At 53.9% G+C, this 17,141-nt stretch carries 18 protein-coding genes; 13 read left to right on the forward strand and 5 right to left on the reverse strand.

The genetic code is table 11. The features are described from left to right. The first annotated feature begins 2 nt into the window (after positions 1 to 2). The 3 genes from ACWHYZ_RS11100 to ACWHYZ_RS11110 all read left to right on the forward strand — a co-directional run bounded on the left by ACWHYZ_RS11100 (position 3) and on the right by ACWHYZ_RS11110 (position 5,384). Positions 3 to 1,235: a PAS domain-containing sensor histidine kinase gene (locus ACWHYZ_RS11100; RefSeq protein ID WP_447987313.1), complete on the forward strand. Its 1,233-nt coding sequence runs from the start codon at positions 3 to 5 to the stop codon at positions 1,233 to 1,235. A 28-nt stretch (positions 1,236 to 1,263) separates the two neighbouring features. Further along, positions 1,264 to 1,521 (forward strand): response regulator, encoded by a 258-nt coding sequence (locus ACWHYZ_RS11105; RefSeq protein ID WP_447987566.1) that lies wholly within the window; start codon positions 1,264 to 1,266, stop codon positions 1,519 to 1,521. A 755-nt stretch (positions 1,522 to 2,276) separates the two neighbouring features. After that, positions 2,277 to 5,384, forward strand: coding sequence for a PAS domain S-box protein (locus tag ACWHYZ_RS11110; RefSeq protein ID WP_447987314.1), 3,108 nt, complete (start codon positions 2,277 to 2,279; stop codon positions 5,382 to 5,384). A gap of 366 nt (positions 5,385 to 5,750) precedes the next feature. Here ACWHYZ_RS11110 and ACWHYZ_RS11115 read toward each other — a convergent pair whose 3' ends face one another. Both ACWHYZ_RS11115 and ACWHYZ_RS11120 read right to left on the reverse strand, forming a co-directional pair. Then, positions 5,751 to 6,665, reverse strand: coding sequence for a response regulator (locus tag ACWHYZ_RS11115; protein WP_447987315.1), 915 nt, complete (start codon positions 6,663 to 6,665; stop codon positions 5,751 to 5,753). 237 nt (positions 6,666 to 6,902) lie between these two features. Next, a complete protein-coding gene (locus ACWHYZ_RS11120) occupies positions 6,903 to 7,241 on the reverse strand; it encodes a PilZ domain-containing protein (protein WP_447987316.1) in 339 nt (112 codons plus the stop codon). Between the two features lie 348 nt (positions 7,242 to 7,589). Here ACWHYZ_RS11120 and ACWHYZ_RS11125 point away from each other — a divergent pair, with 348 nt between their 5' ends. The 6 genes from ACWHYZ_RS11125 to pepA all read left to right on the forward strand — a co-directional run bounded on the left by ACWHYZ_RS11125 (position 7,590) and on the right by pepA (position 12,684). Then, positions 7,590 to 7,727, forward strand: a complete 138-nt coding sequence (locus tag ACWHYZ_RS11125; protein WP_447987317.1) for a hypothetical protein — start codon at positions 7,590 to 7,592, stop codon at positions 7,725 to 7,727. A gap of 16 nt (positions 7,728 to 7,743) precedes the next feature. Beyond that, entirely contained in the window at positions 7,744 to 7,965 is a 222-nt protein-coding gene (locus ACWHYZ_RS11130; RefSeq protein WP_447987318.1) for a PEP-CTERM sorting domain-containing protein, read from the forward strand. A gap of 853 nt (positions 7,966 to 8,818) precedes the next feature. Then, positions 8,819 to 9,460, forward strand: a complete 642-nt coding sequence (locus tag ACWHYZ_RS11135; protein ID WP_447987319.1) for a response regulator transcription factor — start codon at positions 8,819 to 8,821, stop codon at positions 9,458 to 9,460. Positions 9,461 to 9,586: 126 nt separating this feature from the next. Further along, positions 9,587 to 10,624, forward strand: coding sequence for a diguanylate cyclase domain-containing protein (locus ACWHYZ_RS11140; RefSeq protein WP_447987320.1), 1,038 nt, complete (start codon positions 9,587 to 9,589; stop codon positions 10,622 to 10,624). 198 nt (positions 10,625 to 10,822) lie between these two features. Continuing rightward, positions 10,823 to 11,212, forward strand: a complete 390-nt coding sequence (locus ACWHYZ_RS11145) for a response regulator (protein ID WP_447987321.1) — start codon at positions 10,823 to 10,825, stop codon at positions 11,210 to 11,212. Between the two features lie 671 nt (positions 11,213 to 11,883). Next, positions 11,884 to 12,684 (forward strand): flocculation-associated PEP-CTERM protein PepA, encoded by an 801-nt coding sequence (gene pepA / locus ACWHYZ_RS11150; protein ID WP_447987322.1) that lies wholly within the window; start codon positions 11,884 to 11,886, stop codon positions 12,682 to 12,684. A gap of 530 nt (positions 12,685 to 13,214) precedes the next feature. Here the strand turns inward: pepA and ACWHYZ_RS11155 are convergent. Together ACWHYZ_RS11155 and ACWHYZ_RS11160 are read right to left on the reverse strand one after the other, a co-directional pair. Further along, a complete protein-coding gene (locus ACWHYZ_RS11155) occupies positions 13,215 to 14,210 on the reverse strand; it encodes a GGDEF domain-containing response regulator (RefSeq protein WP_447987323.1) in 996 nt (331 codons plus the stop codon). A gap of 104 nt (positions 14,211 to 14,314) precedes the next feature. After that, a complete protein-coding gene (locus tag ACWHYZ_RS11160; protein WP_447987324.1) occupies positions 14,315 to 14,761 on the reverse strand; it encodes a GatB/YqeY domain-containing protein in 447 nt (148 codons plus the stop codon). A gap of 180 nt (positions 14,762 to 14,941) precedes the next feature. Here ACWHYZ_RS11160 and ACWHYZ_RS11165 point away from each other — a divergent pair, with 180 nt between their 5' ends. From ACWHYZ_RS11165 to ACWHYZ_RS11180, 4 genes are all read left to right on the forward strand, one after another. Further along, positions 14,942 to 15,136 (forward strand): hypothetical protein, encoded by a 195-nt coding sequence (locus ACWHYZ_RS11165; protein ID WP_447987325.1) that lies wholly within the window; start codon positions 14,942 to 14,944, stop codon positions 15,134 to 15,136. Between the two features lie 97 nt (positions 15,137 to 15,233). Then, a complete protein-coding gene (locus ACWHYZ_RS11170; protein WP_447987326.1) occupies positions 15,234 to 15,890 on the forward strand; it encodes a hypothetical protein in 657 nt (218 codons plus the stop codon). A 36-nt stretch (positions 15,891 to 15,926) separates the two neighbouring features. Beyond that, positions 15,927 to 16,202 carry an FmdB family zinc ribbon protein gene (locus ACWHYZ_RS11175; protein WP_447987327.1) on the forward strand — a complete coding sequence of 92 codons (276 nt, stop codon included), beginning with the start codon at positions 15,927 to 15,929 and terminating at the stop codon, positions 16,200 to 16,202. Positions 16,203 to 16,237: 35 nt separating this feature from the next. Beyond that, a complete protein-coding gene (locus ACWHYZ_RS11180; RefSeq protein WP_447987328.1) occupies positions 16,238 to 16,510 on the forward strand; it encodes a hypothetical protein in 273 nt (90 codons plus the stop codon). 30 nt (positions 16,511 to 16,540) lie between these two features. Here ACWHYZ_RS11180 and ACWHYZ_RS11185 read toward each other — a convergent pair whose 3' ends face one another. Next, positions 16,541 to 17,098 (reverse strand): glutathione peroxidase, encoded by a 558-nt coding sequence (locus tag ACWHYZ_RS11185; RefSeq protein WP_447987329.1) that lies wholly within the window; start codon positions 17,096 to 17,098, stop codon positions 16,541 to 16,543. Between the last annotated feature and the right edge of the window lie 43 nt (positions 17,099 to 17,141).

Below are 17,141 nucleotides of genomic sequence, written 5' to 3' on the forward strand. Positions count from 1 at the left end.
TTATGTTTCCAGGTCAACATGAAGAACGGCTCTTCCGCTTGCTAGTCGATCGAGTCAAGGACTATGCAATTTTTATGATCGATTCCGAGGGCCGTGTCATAACGTGGAACCTGGGAGCGGAGTGCGTCAAGGGATATACGGCCGACCAGATCCTTGGGCAGTCATGGCGAGTCTTTTACCCCGAGGAGGCTAAGCGGAATCGGACACCGGAGCGGCTCTTAGAGAAGGCTAGAAGTGAGGGGCGCGCCCAGGAGGAGGGCTGGCGCGTGCGAAAGGATGGTTCTCGGTTCTGGGCGGATGTGGTTATCACGGCCATTCGTAACGACGATCATGAATTGATCGGGTTCGCGAAGGTCACACGGGACTTGACTGAGCGCCGGGCGTCAGAGTTAGCGGTGCAAAAGCTTAATGAGACACTGGAAGATCACGTCAAGCAGCGGACGAAGGAGCTGCAGGCGCTCGCTGCCGAAGTCAGTCGGACCGAAATACGGGAGCGCCGCCAGCTCGCCACGGCTCTCCATGACAATCTCGGCCAGGTTCTCGCATTAGCCAATATGAACATCTCGATGCTTCAAAAGAACGGAAGCTCAACACGGCTGAGCCAAGTAAAATACTTGCTTGATGAGGCGTTGACATACACGAGAACACTGGTCTCCGACCTTCGCCCGCCCCTGTTAGGCAACGCCGACGACCTTTTGGCAGCCATCCAGTGGGTAGTGAAGAAAGTAGAGCGACTAGGGCTGCGGGCAGACATTCAGGACGATGGGGAACCGAAACCGGTCACGGAGGAAGTGCTTACCGTCGCTTATCAGTCCATTCAGGAGTTACTTATCAATGCCCTTAAACATAGCCAAATGACACACGCCACGGTAAGCCTAAGACGCACAGGCGGGTACCTTGAGGCGGTGGTTCAGGACCACGGCGTGGGTTTCGATGTCTTGGCGGCTCGCAGTCCCTCTAATAAAGGTGCCTTCGGCCTATTCAATATGCGAGAGCGGCTCTCCTTGGTCGGCGGCGACTTGAAGCTCACGTCGATTGCTAATCAGGGTACGTGTGCGAAGGTCGTTCTACCGTTGAAAACTGTCGCTTCCTCTATGAACGAGCCCCAAACGATATCGGGGGTCAGAGTACGCATAGACGATCAGTACCCGCGAGGTGGACGAGCGATTCGCGTCTTACTCGCGGACGATCACGCCCTCATGCAGGAAGGTCTGCGACATCCAGGTGGTCGGTGAGGCGGGCGACGGCTAAATGGCTGTAGAGATGACTCGCCATTGTACGCCCGATGTAGTGGTCACGGATGTACACATGCCAAAGATCAATGGCGTGGAAGCGACACGACAGATTGCCGCTGAATTTTCAGACACCGCCGTTATAGCCCCCTCTATGCACGAGGACCGAAATATGGATCGCGTGATGCGCCAGGCAAGACCTGACCTGCTTGACGAAAGGCGTAGCCCGACCCTCGTGGCTGATGAGATTCGATTGTGCGAGGCGATTTTGAATAGCGTCACTTCTTAGACGGCCGAAGCAGTCACACCTCCGTCTGCCCTCCGCCACAGTCGTTGGTACCTGTCGGCGGGCATAGGACGAGCCATACGTCCCGGTGGCTGAGAAGCGATAAGCGGACGAACCGTGTTCAAGGACTGGCTCGCACAGAATCTTCCCCTGAATCATTCTTCTCAGAAGCTGACCGTCTCCTGAATATTAGATCGAAGTAATCCCGGTACGTCAGCCATCCCCTTAACAACTACATGGTCCCGCTTCAAGCCATAGAGCCATCTAGCGGCGATAGTAATGGCGAGACCCATCCCAACCATACCGATGTGGATAGGTGCGATACGGTGAGAAAAAGCGTGGCGGATAATAGACGGGCTCGAATAGTTGGGGGGCCAAATCCCAGGCCGTATCGATACGGGTTGGAGGGAAAGCTGGGTGTCAACAATGGGTCAGCATACAGTGAAGGGTAATAACCGGTTCTCCCATAGAACCCTACACCGGCCGATGTGCCTGCACAGCCCGCTGCCAGGATTAAAAGGGCAACGATCGCAAAGCCGTAATTGCATTCCTCACACTTCATGCTACCCCACGACAGGAATTGCGAGTAGTGGTAGATGTACGGAGCATTATCCGATTGGACAACAGAAAAGCAGTATGCCTGCTGCAAATGGTACGTAGGAATTGAGCCGATATCTAATTAGCATTACAGCCTATATTGCAAACTAAGTACCGTTGGTAGGGTCCTTGGGCCCAGAGGACTTATCTAACGACGAGTTATGGCAAACGACATCGAGGCGAATTACAAAAAACAAAAAAGCGCCTACTTTTGGCTGCCGTTTTTGATCGTCACGCTCGTGGGGCTCGCGGCAATCACGGCGGCAATTGCGCTTGATGTGGTGAAGAGTGCGCTCCTCCGAACCACGGGGGAAAGTTTGGCACTGGCCGCGGCAGAGGTGGCCGAAAAGCTCGACCGAGTCCTATTCGAACGGTATGGCGATGTTCAAATGGTCTCGAGAACGCTCAGTGGTCAGACTACGGGGTACGCCGTACGAGACCCCGTGGCGTATCTCAACGAACTTCGTCAAGCGTATCCCCTATACCGGTGGTTAGGTATGACCGATCGGGTAGGCCGGGTCACGACAGCGACCAATGAAATGAGCGTGGGACAGGATTTCAGCCGAAAGCATTGGTTTCAGGGAGCACGCGACCAGGGTCGCGTTTCTATGAGCGATGTCGAGCCCTTTGAAGCCAGCGACGGTGGCATGGATGTCTTGGTCTTCGCTGCTCCCCGTTACAATGCGACCGGCGAGTTTGATGGTGTGGTGATGGCAGTCGTGACGATGCAGGGGCTAGAGGATCTGGTCACACGAACGATCCAGTTATTTAAGATTCGGCAAGGGCTGTTGGGTACGGTGCAATACCAATTTCTTAACGCACGGGGAAACGCCGTGGTGGACTCTGATTTGGAACATAAGGGGTTTGTGAATTTGAAGCAACTTGGCGTTCCGTCGGCGTTCCTCAGTGAGTCAGGACATCCTGGTTTTGTAGAGGAGGATCATTCTCGTGACCATACTCGAGTCGTCACGGGCTATGCCCACACCCGAGGAATTCGTGATTTCAAGGGACCTGATTGGACGGTGCTCTTGCGGACAAAGCAAAGTGAATTCCTTGGCCCCCTTCAAGCTCTAATTGCTCGCCTGGCGTTGGGCGCGGCAGCTATTGGCCTGCCATTAGTCGCGCTGCTCCTATGGATGCAGAAGCGTTTACGGCAAGAGTGGGGCGAGGCGCAAGCCGAAAAGCGACGCGCTGTCGCGGCCGAAGAGCATGTAAGCTCCATCGTTCAAGCCAGTAACGATGCGATTCTCTCCATTGACAACCAAGGCGGTATTGTTTTTTGGAATAGGGGCGCGGAACGGATGTTCGGTTATTCTGCCGATCAGATGATGGGCGAATCCATCACGCGGATCTTGCCGGAACGATTCCGGCAGCCTCTTCTCGACATGATCGAAGGTGCACGAACCGCCGGGGTTGGGGCAAACGGCGGTCATGTCCTCGAACTCGTCGGGGTCAGAAAGGACGGAGTGGAATTTCCTTCGGAATTAAGCCTCGGTTTATGGACAACCGAGGCCGGTCAATGTTTCACGGCCATTCTTCGCGATATTAGCGAGCGCAAGTATGTTGAAGCGGCTCTGAGGGACAGTGAAGCTCGCTATTCGCTTGTCATGCGCGGGTCATACGACGGCATTTGGGACTGGAATGTTGAAAAGAATCAGCTGTATTTGTCAGAGCGCTGGAAATCGCTGCTTGGCTTTCAGGACGATGAGATCCAATCCACGTTGGATGTCGTCTACCGTCTGGTACATCCGGAGGACCTGGCTTACGTGAAAGAGGCCTTGCGCCGCCATCTTGAAGAGCACACGCCGTATGAAGTCGAATGCCGGTTGCAATGTCGGAATGGCGAATACCGGTGGTTTCAGTCCAGAGGTCAAGCCGTATGGAATGCCGATGGTCAACCGATTCGGATGGCAGGATCGATTAGTGATGTCACTAAGCGGAAATGGACAGAGGACGCGTTGCAACGGACATGTGAAGAACTTGAGGGGCGAATCGTACAGCGTACGGCTGAGCTTGCCGCTGCCAATAGCCAGTTACAGGACGAGATTGCCGAACGGCGCGAGGCCGAATCGGCGCTTCATCGAGCGAATGAGACCCTTGAGGAGCGGGTCAAAGAACGGACTCAAACGCTTGTGCTGTACCAGGAACAGCTGCGCTCGCTCGCGTGGGAGCTGAGGCGGACTGAGGAGCGCGAGCGACGGCGATTGGCAACGGAACTTCACGATAATCTTGCCCAAATGTTGGCCTTCTGCAACCTCAAGCTCGGGAGGCTCCACAAAGACGGTACTGTCAAACCTCCGCAGGCTCTTGAAGACGTTAAGGCACATTTGGACGAGGCGCTCACCTACACCAGACAATTGATGTCTGACTTGCGTCCAGTCACGCTAGGCGATGGCGATGACCTCGCGTCTGCCGTTCAATGGGTCATCGCGAAGGTCGAGCGGCATGGGTTGACGGTCAGGGTTCGGGATGACGGAAAGCCCAAGCCTGTGGACGAAGAGGTCCTCCGGATAACTTACCAATCCCTGCATGAATTACTGTTCAATGTGCTAAAGCACGCACAGACTCGGCACGTGGCGGTGCGGCTACGGCGGTATGGACAGAAGCTTTGTATGGTTGTGAGGGATCGAGGCGTGGGTTTCGCCACTGCATCAGAGCGCCGGCCCAGTCAACAGGGTGGGTTCGGCCTCTTTAATATGCGCGAACAGATAGACCAACTCGGGGGAGACCTTACAATCATCTCCGTGCCACAAAAGGGCACGCTCGCGAGGATTATGCTTCCGCTACACGTTTCTGAGCCGGTTGATAGCGCACCTCCCACCAGCTTCACCCAAACGCCCTATGCCGAGCAGTCCTCCAGTGAGCCGCCAAGTCGACAGCCGGGTGGTCAGAAAATACGCGTCTTACTCGTCGATGATCACCGTATGCTGCGGGAAGGCCTGCGTAGTATCATCGATGAACAAATCGATCTGCAAGTAGTTGCGGAGGCCTCCAATGGTCAAATGGCGATTGAGGCCGCACGCTCGTGTGATCCCAATGTGGTGGTAATGGACGTAAACATGCCGACGATGAATGGGGTAGAAGCGACACGTCTCATCCGTGCCTTGCACCCAAATGTAGCCATCATTGGGCTTTCCGTCCTGCAAGATCAAAAGATGGCGGAGCTGATGGCCGAATCCGGAGCATCCGCCTATTTGTCAAAAGCAGACGCCTTTGAGACCTTGTCCGCTACGATTCGTAGTTTGGTTGGAAGACACCAGCCGGTGTAAGAAGGCTCTCGTTTTGCCTGTCCTTGATTACCTGCCAAATCAGCATGCTATCCGCGCGACAGATTTGCCGTTCTGTTCCGTAACATCGAACCAGCAAGATGGAACGATGCTCTCATTGAGGTCCTGAACGCCTATCCATTCCGAATCATCGAAGCAAGTACGGAATCAGCGCAAAAGGGTAGCGGGAGTTACAACGAGGAGTGGCCTCATGACCGTTGGCGGGACCCCACCGCGCCGTAGCCGGTGAGAAAGTCTTCTCTGCCAGTGTCTGTTTCAAGAGTTTGCAGAGCGAAGTCGTATGCAGCCGAGCCTGTCACTGATGGCTGTACTATTCTTTCTGGCCGCTATCTTTCTATTCGTCTCTTTTTAAGAGGGATTGTCCGCTTGGAGCATGTCTTTAATGCGTTGCGTGACGTTGCGGATTCTGCCGGAAAGCTCCTCACCTTGCTGGGCGAGTTCCTGCGCTTGCAAGTCAGGTAATGGCACATTCGCAGGGGCGGTGCGCCGAATCCATTTCGACCGGCGAATCGCTCGAATCACCACGGCATAGAGTCGGCCAGGGTCCACAGGTTTTTGAAGGACAGCGCAAGCGCCCTGATTCAATGCATCCTGCTCTAATGCCGTGGTTCCATATCCGGTGATTAAGACAACCGGCGTGCCGCGGCAGGCCGCTCCGCATTCTTTCAGCAAATCCACGCCGTTTAAACCGGACATGCGAAAGTCGCTAATGATGGCGTCAAACCGGGCACGCTCAAGAAGGCATAAGCCATATTCAGCCGTCAGGGCGGTTTCCGTTCTGATGTCCGGATGCTCATTGTGGAGGGCTTCCGAAATGACTTTCAAGAAGACGGCATCATCGTCGATGACGAGGATGCTATAGGATATCTGTTTGACTGCTCCGGTTCCGTAGATCTCGGCTTCGGCGATGCGACGAATAGTTGGGTGCAGCTGTTCCATTGCATCTTGCTTCAGGATATAGGCCGATGCGCCAGCGCGGATCATCGCGTCCGCATAACACGACGAGGATAAGCCAATCACCGCTACCTCTGGGCAGACCAGTTTTAGGCGCTGTGTCGCTTCGATGCCGTTCATCTTCGGCATCTGCACATCCATGAGGACAATATCAGGATAGAGGCGACGGGCCAACTGCACTGCCATCTCACCGTCAGCGGCTTCTCCGATGACCGTGAGCTCAGGATCTTCCTCCACGATTCGGCGGAACTCGGTACGCAGTCCGCTATGATCATCGGCCAGCAATATGTGGGTAGGAGGCATACTCATGGTCGGGAATTATGCCACAGCCCTTGCGCACATGGGCGAACTCTTTTGGCGAGCACGGCCAGGGCTATTGGCTGACGAGTACGTAAGCAGCCGATGTAGGAATATTTTTATCAACGAAGTACAGCCTGTGCTTCATGAATATAAGTAAGCGCCATAATCGAGAGATTAGCCCATACGAACACCAACAGCGCTGTTCATCGAAGTATCATCGACCGTCGCAATGTTGTGGGTCGAGTGTCAAAATAGACCCGGCCCGCCAACTCCAAGGCGCGCAATGAATTGATCTAATGCCAATCGTTCTCGCGGCTTGACGTCTAGGAATTTCACGCCAAAATATTGGTCCTTAATCGTCCACCCGACAATCGCGGCATCGATCTTCACAGGTTCCGTTCTCGGTGAAACCGCAAGTTGTAGCGTCAGGGAGGCGCCGAGTGGGGGCGTCGTGTCGCTTTGGATCTTACATCCCCCTGTTGAGACGTCATACAGGGTTCCGGTGCCCTTTGCTTTACCTGAAAAAGTCACCTGGAGTTGACTGAGAGACGTGTGAGTGATGCGGGCATGGTTTCGTCGCTCCATGGAGATCCTCCCAAGAACAAGAACGAAAAATTCCCATAAGGCCGTGCTTATAAATCGAGCATTGCTATGTGCCTTTCTATATAACTTTGGGACAGTCGCATGGTAGGGCCGGACGCTGGGTCAAATAGCACTGCCTACAGTACGTACACAGAGATATGGAGGAGGGGCAGACCTCGGTGCAGCTGATGGCGGACAAGTAACTCAGCGCCTCTGACTATGATTCAGAACTAAAAATATTGCGCGATCCCACCCTGTACCGGGGAAGTGGGTTGTGCTGACAGGAGCCTCTATGGCACGAGGCCACTGTGTGCCGTCGAAATGCTGCTGCGCCGGATGTGCAGGCCTTCGATGGCGACGGCCGTCGGCACATCACTCGGGTCGAAGGCAAATGAACCGACGGCACAGCAAAACATCGTCAGTGGGGTGCGCCAGCGACTTGAGTCGCTGATGCATCGGCAATGGGACCCTAACGAAGTCGACCCATAGCGCCGGACAATTTCAAGTGAACGGGTCAGGTGAACCGCACGGAGTCATTCGGTTTACGGGAGCAGTCTCCTCCATTACCTGGACCAGCCTTACCAAAGAATTCTGGAACGGGTTCACGGTAGGAACCTATGGTCTGGCTTCGCCCCCGTCGCCCGTCTCTGGTGTACCTGAACCATCAACGGTGCTCTTACTTGGGACGGCCCTGTTCAGCTTGGCCGCGTGGCGTCGGAAATCCTAAGCTGCCTGTTGTATTATTGTTATTGTCCGTCGATTTTCAGTCTGGCCCACAGCGCTTTTAACTCAACAAACGGGGGCCTGTATCTCGTAAAGATACAGGCCCGCTTTGTTGTAACCTACAGGTTCGGCTGTTAACCCTTCGATAATAGAACAGGGCGATTTTCAACCCGGCAAAGAAGGTCTGCATCGCGTGCCACCCATGGTCTACGACAGCAGGTCAGGCCTCTCGTTTCCGTCGGGTCAACCCGGTTTGATTGATGTCATCTTCCTCCTCGATTGATTGGTACTCCTGTCACTGCGGCCCACAGGTTCAATGGCTTCCGGTCGAAATCCAGGTCTGAATGCATGTCGTCTCGCTCATCAGGCAGTTCGCCTTGTATGAGGCCTAACCGGTGCCCACAAAATCCAGATTTTCCAGAACGTGGTAGTGCGCGCCTAAGACAAAATGGCTGCTGGCATTCCTATTACGCGCCGCGTCGTACTCTAATTGGACATCATTTCACAATACATGGTCTTGCCTGGATCGACCTCGGCTTGAGCCGTTTTTCTTGAGGTGCGTGGAGGTCTCCCGCACTCTGTTCTGCCATGAGACGTCGACCTGCATCCAGCTTTGAGGCGCTGTCGCGGCACTACTAAATAAAATTGGGCACGCTCAAAGCGCTACGTCATTAGCATTTCGGGGTTCAGTCTCAGTGTCGCTGCTGTCTCATGAGATACTACGCGACTGTCTCAGTGTGACAGTTCCTTTGTGGGCAGACTATGCAATCTGTTGGTTTTTATAGCAATGTACATTCTCGTGAGATGGGCACGACCTATGAATAAGACACCCTCATACATCATTAGGAGGGGCTCAGATGTCTAACCAAAGTAGTATGCAAATGGAAAAGCAGACCCATGCGGCGGCGCCCGACTTGCACACGGTTGTCGCCTCCCGTAGAAGCCCGGGGATTGTGATTTTGAATGGGCTTGGAGAAGTCGTGCATGTGAATGACGCGGCATGGGAAATGTTGTCACACATCCGCCAACACTCGACGGTGTCGAAAAATGGACTGGTGCCGGAGGTTATGATCAGCCTTTGTCACGACCTGGAATCGAAAGTGGCGGGACAGCTTTCCATCTCATCGCGCGCGCGGCTTGAAGCCACGCATCTCATGACAACCCCGGAGGGGGGTGTGCTGCTTCGGGCGTTGGCGCTCGAAGGAGCGAAGGATCTGCCAACCGAGTCACGGCGATTTCTGATCATGCTGGAGCAGGTCGCCGAGCGAGAACCGGTGAATGTGGCCGATCAAGAGCGATTCGGTTTGACCCCTCGAGAACGACAAGTGATCCAGGCTCTGACCCAGGGTTATACCAATAAAGAGATTGGGAACGAGCTGGGGATCACTGAGCCCACAGTCAAGGCCCATATTAAGCACATCATGGAAAAAATGAAGTGCAGTACTCGGACCGCCATCGTGTCGCGATTAGCCGGTTCACTGGTCTGCGGATCCGCGTAGATCCAGTGACTAAAGCCATGATCCCAGCCATGATGCTGTGGAACTTGCGCGACGGAATATTAACCGAGGGCCGTAGACATGAAGATGACCGAGACAGAATCAGCGCTTAGGGGGGAGCAACTCGCGATGACCCGATACATTCCATGGCTTCTCCAAACCCTTTTGCTCTTGAACGTATTACCGTATCTCTCCTTGGATGGAATCGGGCAGATGGCCCACAGCAAGGATGGCGCGATTTTCGCGGCATTGCTCGTCCTGTTTCTCATTGCCGCAAAGGTTCAGAATCCGTCTATGCTGACCGTCCTTGTGCTCGCTGACACGGTTACTGTGAGTTATCTGTTCATGTCGTTGACGCCTGGGGAAGCGTTTTTGCCGTATCCCTATTTTGTGATTCTCATGATTGCCGTGTTAGGGCAGAATATTCGGCATATGGCGGGGTCAGTGGCGTTGCTATGTTCTGGTTATCTCGGGGTCGTCTATCACCAACACTTACTGAGTCAGCAATATCTCCTGCTTCTACCGGTCATGGTGACGATGGCGGCTTTGGTCACCGGACATGTCTTTCGCTCGGAGCTTCTGGCTACCCACGCCACGCGCATTCAACGGCATATTGCCGTCGATACGTTAACAGGACTTCCAAATAGAACCGCATTCCTCGATTGTGTATGGGACTCCATTCATGTAGCACGGCGTTTCAGCGAGGATCTATTTGCGGTCCTTTTCATCGATCTTGATGGCTTTAAAGCGGTGAACGATCAGCATGGTCATCGAGCCGGCGATGAATTACTCCGCGGTATGGCCGACCGGCTCAAGCCAGTGTTGCGCAAAGGCGATGTGATGGCGCGATACGGAGGAGATGAATTTTGTGTATTGCTGACGCGGGTCAGTTCAAAAACCGAGGCGCTCCGCATAGGGGAGCGGATTTTGGAGAAGGTGAAAGCGCCTGTGGTCATCGGAAGTGGACGCGCGGTAACTGTCGGGGCAAGCATTGGGATTGCCTTAAGCTCGAACATCCACGCTCGGCCCGAGGATTTAATTCGTGACGCCGATGCGGCCATGTACCGGGTCAAACAACGCGGGAAAAATGGCATTGGCTTCAGTAACCAACTCGGCGATTTCGCCTCATTCGCGTCGCCGGCATCTGCACAGCCTGCACAGACCTAACTTCCTCTTCTGCCTAGGTTTGCTTCGCGATCCCTCAATGGCCACCAGAATCAACTCCAGTTATTTTATATCCGTGCGCTCCCGCCCATTCCACTCGCGTGCTATACATACTGTACGCGCTTGTTATACACCATGCGGCGGTGTTGATAAGTTGCTGCGAAGTCCAGTCGCTCGCATGTGTTCGGGAATAGGCTCTGAATGGCCGAGCGTCTTCTCATTATTGACGATAGCCCCAATACCATAGCCCTGTTGAGGGCCACGTTCAAGGCTGCAGGGTATCAGGTACACGGAGTCATGGATGGTGTGTATGGAATAAAGGAGGCTTTGGCATGTTTCCCGGGCTTGATTATCCTGGATATCTGTTTCCCGACAGGAGGGGGACTTCTTCTCCTGCAACGGTTTAAGAACAATCTCCGCACAAAAGCCATTCCAGTTCTTAGTATCACGTCCTTAGAGGACGAAGAAGTGGAGAAGCAGGCCTTTGAATGCGGCGCGGCTGGTTATCTCCTCAAGCTTATTGAACTTGAAGAGGTGGTCCAAGAAGTAAACAGGCTATTGGCATTACCACTGCCGCCTATGAAAAGCTGACCATACAGCGACCCCGCGTGCTGAGATGAAACGACTTCGATGTCGACTATCCTAGTAGCCTGAAGTTCAGTCGGACTCTCTTGACGAGGCGGTCGTACCGGCCGGTTTGCGCCTTCGTCGCATCCGAGACATACAGCGATTTGAACCGACCTGCATGATCGACTTGCCACGGATCCATATAGGCTTTTTTCTCGGTCCATCGCTCTTCCTAAGTTAGGACCTGTTTCACACTGCTGAGCCGCCTCAAGGTACCCGTTGCTGAACTGCTGCAATATCGACCAAAATTCTCCCTTCAATGCGCTCTCTAGTCAGGTTCCGCCGCATCGTTCCTATGGCGAAATCAATTATGGCCGCGAGGCCGAGGAAGTTTTCTGAGTCTGCATACTAGCTTAATGAATATAGGTGATCACGCCGCAGGAAGAATTGACAGTCGGCTTATGGCTGTGGCGCACACAGCAATGAACAGCACAACCAATGTCAATGAATTTCCTAAGTACATATTGGAGGCCCAACCTATAAAAGACGCAAGTTAACCTGACAACGATGTGGAGGCACACTTCCAGTGCAGGATAAGCACACTTATTTGCAAGTACTTATTCTGTGGCACGGCCCATGCTTTTACCGTCGATGAGGATGCGCATCATCGTCCATATCACATAAGGAGGTCCATCATGCTCACATCGTTTCTACGGGGAAGCCTGCTGGCTGGAGGGTTAGTCCTCTCCGCGATGGCAGGCGTGGCTTCCGCAGACACCTTTACCGTGAACCCGGGAGCCATCGGCGTCACCGGCCCTACCGTGCAGGCAGCCTTTGCGGACTTTAGCTACGTGGCGTTGGTCAATCAAACGGCAACTAATGGCACGGGTACCTTCAATGAACAGGGCGCAGGATTCTTTAGTTCCTACCGCTTCCCAAACTTGTCCGACGTAGTGCCCAACTCGGGGATTAACACCAATTACAAACTGTATGCTGTCTTTACGGGGGACGGGACAGTCGCGCCTACACCAGCCTTACCAGGCGGCATCACGGCCACGTTTAACCACTTCAATCTCAGCCTGTTCGTGGATCCCAACATGAATAGCAGCATTGTCGCGTCTCCCGTCGGTACGGTGGGAGGAACGGTTAGCATCGCAGGAGGCGCTGACGATATCCTTGTCGGCCAGTCGGCCGGATTAATCGCTGGAGAGGCTCATGCATTTGCCGGATTGGCCAATGGAGACTTCGATGTCCAGGTTCGATTGAATCCAGTCGGTGGATTTCTAAGCGGACCATTCGTGTTGAACTTGACCATCGCAGATTTTAACGGGGTCAATACCACATTGACGGGCTTTAGCCTCAATAATTTCACGTCTGGTCGCATCGATGGGTCTGGTAATCTCAGCCTCACCGCAGTGCCGGAACCTTCCGCACTCCTATTATTAGGGTCTGGACTAGCGGCGTTGGGATGGTTCAATCGGAAACCGCGCAGTTAATACGGTTGCTAGATCAACTCCTTCTTCTGATACATCAGAGGGAGGAGTTGATTCTATCGGCATGGTCGGCGCCATTAAAACAACCTTTAGCCCTCGCCGCGATGACAGACAGGCGTGACGCCCTATCGCCTGCCTCGCGCACTCCTGGGAGGTTCACGCACAATGCATCATAAGGTCTGGTGCATTATGCCGGTGAGCCGGCCTCCTGCAGCACCTTCATGGCCCGGCACGGATTGTCTAAGAAAAGTATTTGTCGCAGAGCCTGCATCGAAGTTTTCGAGAGGACATCATGAAATAGTGAGCATCTCCTTGTACCATTGCGCCGGTTGCTGAGACATTGGTACGGGGGACCAAGCAAGCGGTGAACGTGCGTATGGCAATCGAAGGCAAGATCTCTAGGTGCTGTTTGATCGAGACAGGCGGGCGCAAGACCGGCTTAGGCTGGACTCTTAATAGTTCATCCAAAGGTTCTTACCCCATTGTTTCTTAAGCGGCTGTAGCGGCTGAGTGGCGGCGGTATGGAACGGGAATCAATTGGACGGAGCGCTGTAGTTCCCTGAAACGGTCGGATTGGAAACCTGGAGGAGGCGGAAGCAGTTCCGGCCATCTTGTTTGGCTTGATACAACGCTCGATCGGCTGCCTCCGTCAAGCTCGATGCACTGACGTTCGGGTCAGGCTGGCAGGATGCCACGCCAAGGCTTATGGTGATGCCGATGCCTAAGCTTTCTACTTTGGTCCGAAGCGCGTCGGCGACCCGTTCCGCGCCGTCGCTTGGGGTGCCGGGAAGTGTGATCACAAATTCGTCTCCGCCATAACGGCACAACAGATCTCCCGGGCGGTTGAGCGTTTTCTTGACGATTTGGACCACTTGTTTCAGACAATCGTCGCCTGCCAGATGACCGTAGGTGTCATTGTACGCCTTGAAGAAATCGATATCGAAAAAGATTAATGAAACAGGATGCACTTCACGAACCGCTCGGCGCCATTCTTGTTCGAAAAACTCATCAAAGCGCCGGCGATTCGCAATCCCCGTCAATCCGTCCTGACTGGAAAGCTCGCGAAATCGCTCATTTGCCTCCTCTAATTGTCGCATGACCTGTAGCAGTTCCTGCTCGCGGCCTTTGCGGCGGTTGACTTCTTGTGTGAGGCGCAGTACGGAGCGTACTCGAGCGAGCAGTTCAACCTTGATCAGCGGCTTCCGAATATAGTCGATTGCGCCTTCCGCAAAAGCCAATTGAAGATCGACGGGGTCACTTTGGGCCGTGACGATAATGACCGGGATATCGCGGAGCCGATCGATGGATTTGATGCGCCGGCAAACCTGAATGCCGTTGACTGCGGGCATCAGGATATCCAGGAGAATGAGGTCGACCTTTGCCGTCTGAGATGGGTCCTTGAGTCCGAGAATTTGGTAGGCGGTCTCTGCCGAATCGGCAATCAGAATATCGCGATACCCGCCGCTTTCCAGCATAACCTTGAGCAATTGCGTATCATCTCGAGAATCGTCAACTACCAGAATTGCCATGTTCCCTCAGTAAGTGCCTAATAATTAAAGGATCATGTAAGAAGATAGCAGTGAGGGTGATTTCGGTCAAATGGCGCGAGTCGGATATCAGCAGGAATCCGATGCTACTGCAGCTTGGCCTTGACGAGGTCGCTCAAATGTTTGCCGTCGACGGCTTGGCCGATAAGCTTGGCCACGAGCACTTTCATCACGACGCCCATATCCTTCAGTCCCTTGGCGCCGGTTTCCTGGATCGTCACATCGACAATGCGGCGGATCTCCTCTGAAGATAATGCTTGAGGTAGGTAATGCTGGATGATGTCGATCTCTTTCAGCTCTTTGCTCGCCAGGTCGGTTCGATTGGCTTTTTGATATTGCTCAACGGATTCACGTCGTTGCTTAATCAGCATCGTCATCACTCGGCTCATGTCTGCATCATCGAGTTCTTTTTTCAGTTCCAGTTCCTTGTTAAGGATAGCCGCTTTCATCATACGGATGACGTCCATACGGAGCTGATCCTTATCCCTCATCGCGCGCTTGAGATCTTCTGAGAGGCGATCGTGCAGAGACATGATTCCTTCTGAGAATGACGACTATTGTGCCTAGTCGAGCATAGTCGCTAGCCTGTCATGAGTCAAGAAGTAAGTCCTGCACATAGCAGCAGTAGTCTTTCGCATCAGTCTGCAGTAAGATGCGCCAGTGTTGCGGTAGACACTCTGGTCCATGGTCTATTCTCCAGGATGGAGGGCACGATGCAAGCGCGTACAAGGTACAGAGTCGTGTGCGGATGCCTAGTAGGAGCTCTTTCGCTGTTGGGGTGTGCGGAGAAGCCGAAGGCGCCGCCTCAACCGCCTTCTTCGCAAGTGAAGTCGGATTCGGATCGATTCTTTGACAAGATGAAACAAGACGAGCGCGAGCAGGGGAAAGGAATGGCGCCGGCACATTGAGCGCCGTTCTGGGAAGAAGGGCAGTTGCGTCGCGAAGTCCGCTGCAGTAGCCTATATCATGGCATTGAGTGGAGAACCGGAGAAACGGAGGTGCTATATGAACCGTGACACCGGACAAAAGCTCGGGCTTCGATCGATTGGAGTCGTAGGTCTAAGCATGTGCGCACTCACGACATTCGCTCTGCCCCATCGAGCGGACAGCAGAGACCTGTTGCCCCCAAAAGAGCAGAAAGACACGGCATTTGACGAGACTAAAGGGCAGTCCTTCGATGATCAGAAGCGAGGAGTGCCCCAATCCATTTTTATCTCCATTCACATGGCCAAAGGCTATGAAGTGGAGTGGGACAGTTTTGGCCGGCAGGGCTGGTACACGCAAGATCCCCGCATTAAACCGATCGATCCTGGAACCACTGTCTTTGCTCCCAATACACCGGCTATCTACGTCGTCTTTGAAGTGGCGCCATTGGAGGATCCCGCGCAGTTCGGCGCCCAGTGGTTTTTAGAGGATGAGCACGGCCTGATCGTCTCCGACACGCCTGTAGGCCGGGATGTGTTGGAAGTGCCCGGTCACAGTCGATGGGGCTTTCTCGAATTGAAAAGCCCGCCGAATGGGTGGCCAAAAGGAAATTATCAGGTGAAGCTATTCATCACTCCCTTAGGACAACAGCCGTTTCACGCGGCGAACCATGTGGGAATGATGCGGTTCAAAATTGCCGATCAACCAGGTGTGGCGGGGGCCACCGGGCTGCAGTAGTTTACACCGTTTCGCACTCTAAGCCGTTAACCCATTATGCCGATTTACGAGTATGTCGCTGAGAAATGTGATAGACAGCCTGTCTGCTCACGTAGAAAAGAGTATTTTCAACACATAGCCGAACTTCCCCTCACGACATGCCGAGAGTGTGGAGCCGCGGTACGAAGGATCATGTCGACGTTCGCGGCACGGTCGGGCGAAGTCGGCCTGTCCGCCCCGGATCCGACCCCCCTGAATATCACCGGCCTTCGGCCACCGAAAGAGATGCCGTCGGCTAGCGAAGGCGGGTGTAGCGGCCAGCATGATCATTAGACACCGTCCTTGCACCATAGAAACATCGAGGAAATATGACTGAGACCGATCCGGAAAAGTTAGCGCTGCTCTACGAACGTTTTAAGGATGTGTGTCTCGTTGAAAAGGAAGTCTGGCGAGAGATCTTTATGCCGCGGGACGCGGGCAAGGGGCTTGTCCTTACGCGTGTGCAGGATCGGTATGAAGTGTTGATTGATGATGCTGCCGTGGAGGCGGCCTTAGAAGCCAATATTCCGCTGGGCGAGAAGTCTTTAGCGGCCGCGATTCACGAGTATCGGGCTCATATCAGTTTCGTGAAGAAGGCGTAGCGAAACCACTTCGCAATCTCAGACGACCTTTCACTGCTTCTTTGCCAAGGTGTGCTCGATGTCGCTTACGATTTCATCAGATGTCGGTTTGGTCCGATGATGATAGCGAGCGACGACGGTCCCGTTCGAGTCAACGAGGTACTTCTGAAAGTTCCATTCCACCTCTCCCGGGAAGGGGCTCTCCTCCGTTAGGTAGCGATAAAGCGGATGTTTATCGACGCCCTTGACGCTGATCTTGCTGAACAAGGGGAAGGTCAGGCTGTACTTCGTGAAGCAGAATCCTTTGATCTCTTCATTCGTGCCCGGTTCTTGCTGTCCAAAATTGTTGGCAGGAAACGCCAAAATTTCAAGACCCTTCGATCGATAGCGATCATACATCGCTTGTAAATCGGCATACTGCGGCGTGTTGCCGCAGAAACTGGCGGTATTGACCAGTAACAACGTTTTGCCTCGAAACTGGCTCAGTGTGACAGGCCTGCCATCGATGTCGTTCATCGTGAAGTCGTAGATACTGTGTGATTGCGGCGGCATCTGTGCTCCCTGCGTGTGAACCTTCCCGTCCACGGCTTCGGCTGCTATCGGAGTCATGAAGTAGCCGGGCGAACACCCGGCTACAATTCCCGACGCAAGC

The organism is Nitrospira sp. Nam74 (assembly GCF_965152615.1).

Bases quoted from the DNA above. Each gene is read 5' to 3' on its own strand.
- ACWHYZ_RS11100 (WP_447987313.1), top strand. From the start codon at position 3: ATGTTTCCAGGTCAACATGAAGAACGGCTCTTCCGCTTGCTAGTCGAT.
- ACWHYZ_RS11105 (WP_447987566.1), top strand. From the start codon at position 1,264: ATGACTCGCCATTGTACGCCCGATGTAGTGGTCACGGATGTACACATG.
- ACWHYZ_RS11110 (WP_447987314.1), top strand. From the start codon at position 2,277: ATGGCAAACGACATCGAGGCGAATTACAAAAAACAAAAAAGCGCCTAC.
- ACWHYZ_RS11115 (WP_447987315.1), bottom strand. From the start codon at position 6,665: ATGAGTATGCCTCCTACCCACATATTGCTGGCCGATGATCATAGCGGA.
- ACWHYZ_RS11120 (WP_447987316.1), bottom strand. From the start codon at position 7,241: ATGGAGCGACGAAACCATGCCCGCATCACTCACACGTCTCTCAGTCAA.
- ACWHYZ_RS11125 (WP_447987317.1), top strand. From the start codon at position 7,590: ATGGCGACGGCCGTCGGCACATCACTCGGGTCGAAGGCAAATGAACCG.
- ACWHYZ_RS11135 (WP_447987319.1), top strand. From the start codon at position 8,819: ATGTCTAACCAAAGTAGTATGCAAATGGAAAAGCAGACCCATGCGGCG.
- ACWHYZ_RS11140 (WP_447987320.1), top strand. From the start codon at position 9,587: ATGACCCGATACATTCCATGGCTTCTCCAAACCCTTTTGCTCTTGAAC.
- ACWHYZ_RS11145 (WP_447987321.1), top strand. From the start codon at position 10,823: ATGGCCGAGCGTCTTCTCATTATTGACGATAGCCCCAATACCATAGCC.
- pepA (WP_447987322.1), top strand. From the start codon at position 11,884: ATGCTCACATCGTTTCTACGGGGAAGCCTGCTGGCTGGAGGGTTAGTC.
- ACWHYZ_RS11155 (WP_447987323.1), bottom strand. From the start codon at position 14,210: ATGGCAATTCTGGTAGTTGACGATTCTCGAGATGATACGCAATTGCTC.
- ACWHYZ_RS11160 (WP_447987324.1), bottom strand. From the start codon at position 14,761: ATGTCTCTGCACGATCGCCTCTCAGAAGATCTCAAGCGCGCGATGAGG.
- ACWHYZ_RS11165 (WP_447987325.1), top strand. From the start codon at position 14,942: ATGCAAGCGCGTACAAGGTACAGAGTCGTGTGCGGATGCCTAGTAGGA.
- ACWHYZ_RS11170 (WP_447987326.1), top strand. From the start codon at position 15,234: ATGAACCGTGACACCGGACAAAAGCTCGGGCTTCGATCGATTGGAGTC.
- ACWHYZ_RS11175 (WP_447987327.1), top strand. From the start codon at position 15,927: ATGCCGATTTACGAGTATGTCGCTGAGAAATGTGATAGACAGCCTGTC.
- ACWHYZ_RS11180 (WP_447987328.1), top strand. From the start codon at position 16,238: ATGACTGAGACCGATCCGGAAAAGTTAGCGCTGCTCTACGAACGTTTT.
- ACWHYZ_RS11185 (WP_447987329.1), bottom strand. From the start codon at position 17,098: ATGACTCCGATAGCAGCCGAAGCCGTGGACGGGAAGGTTCACACGCAG.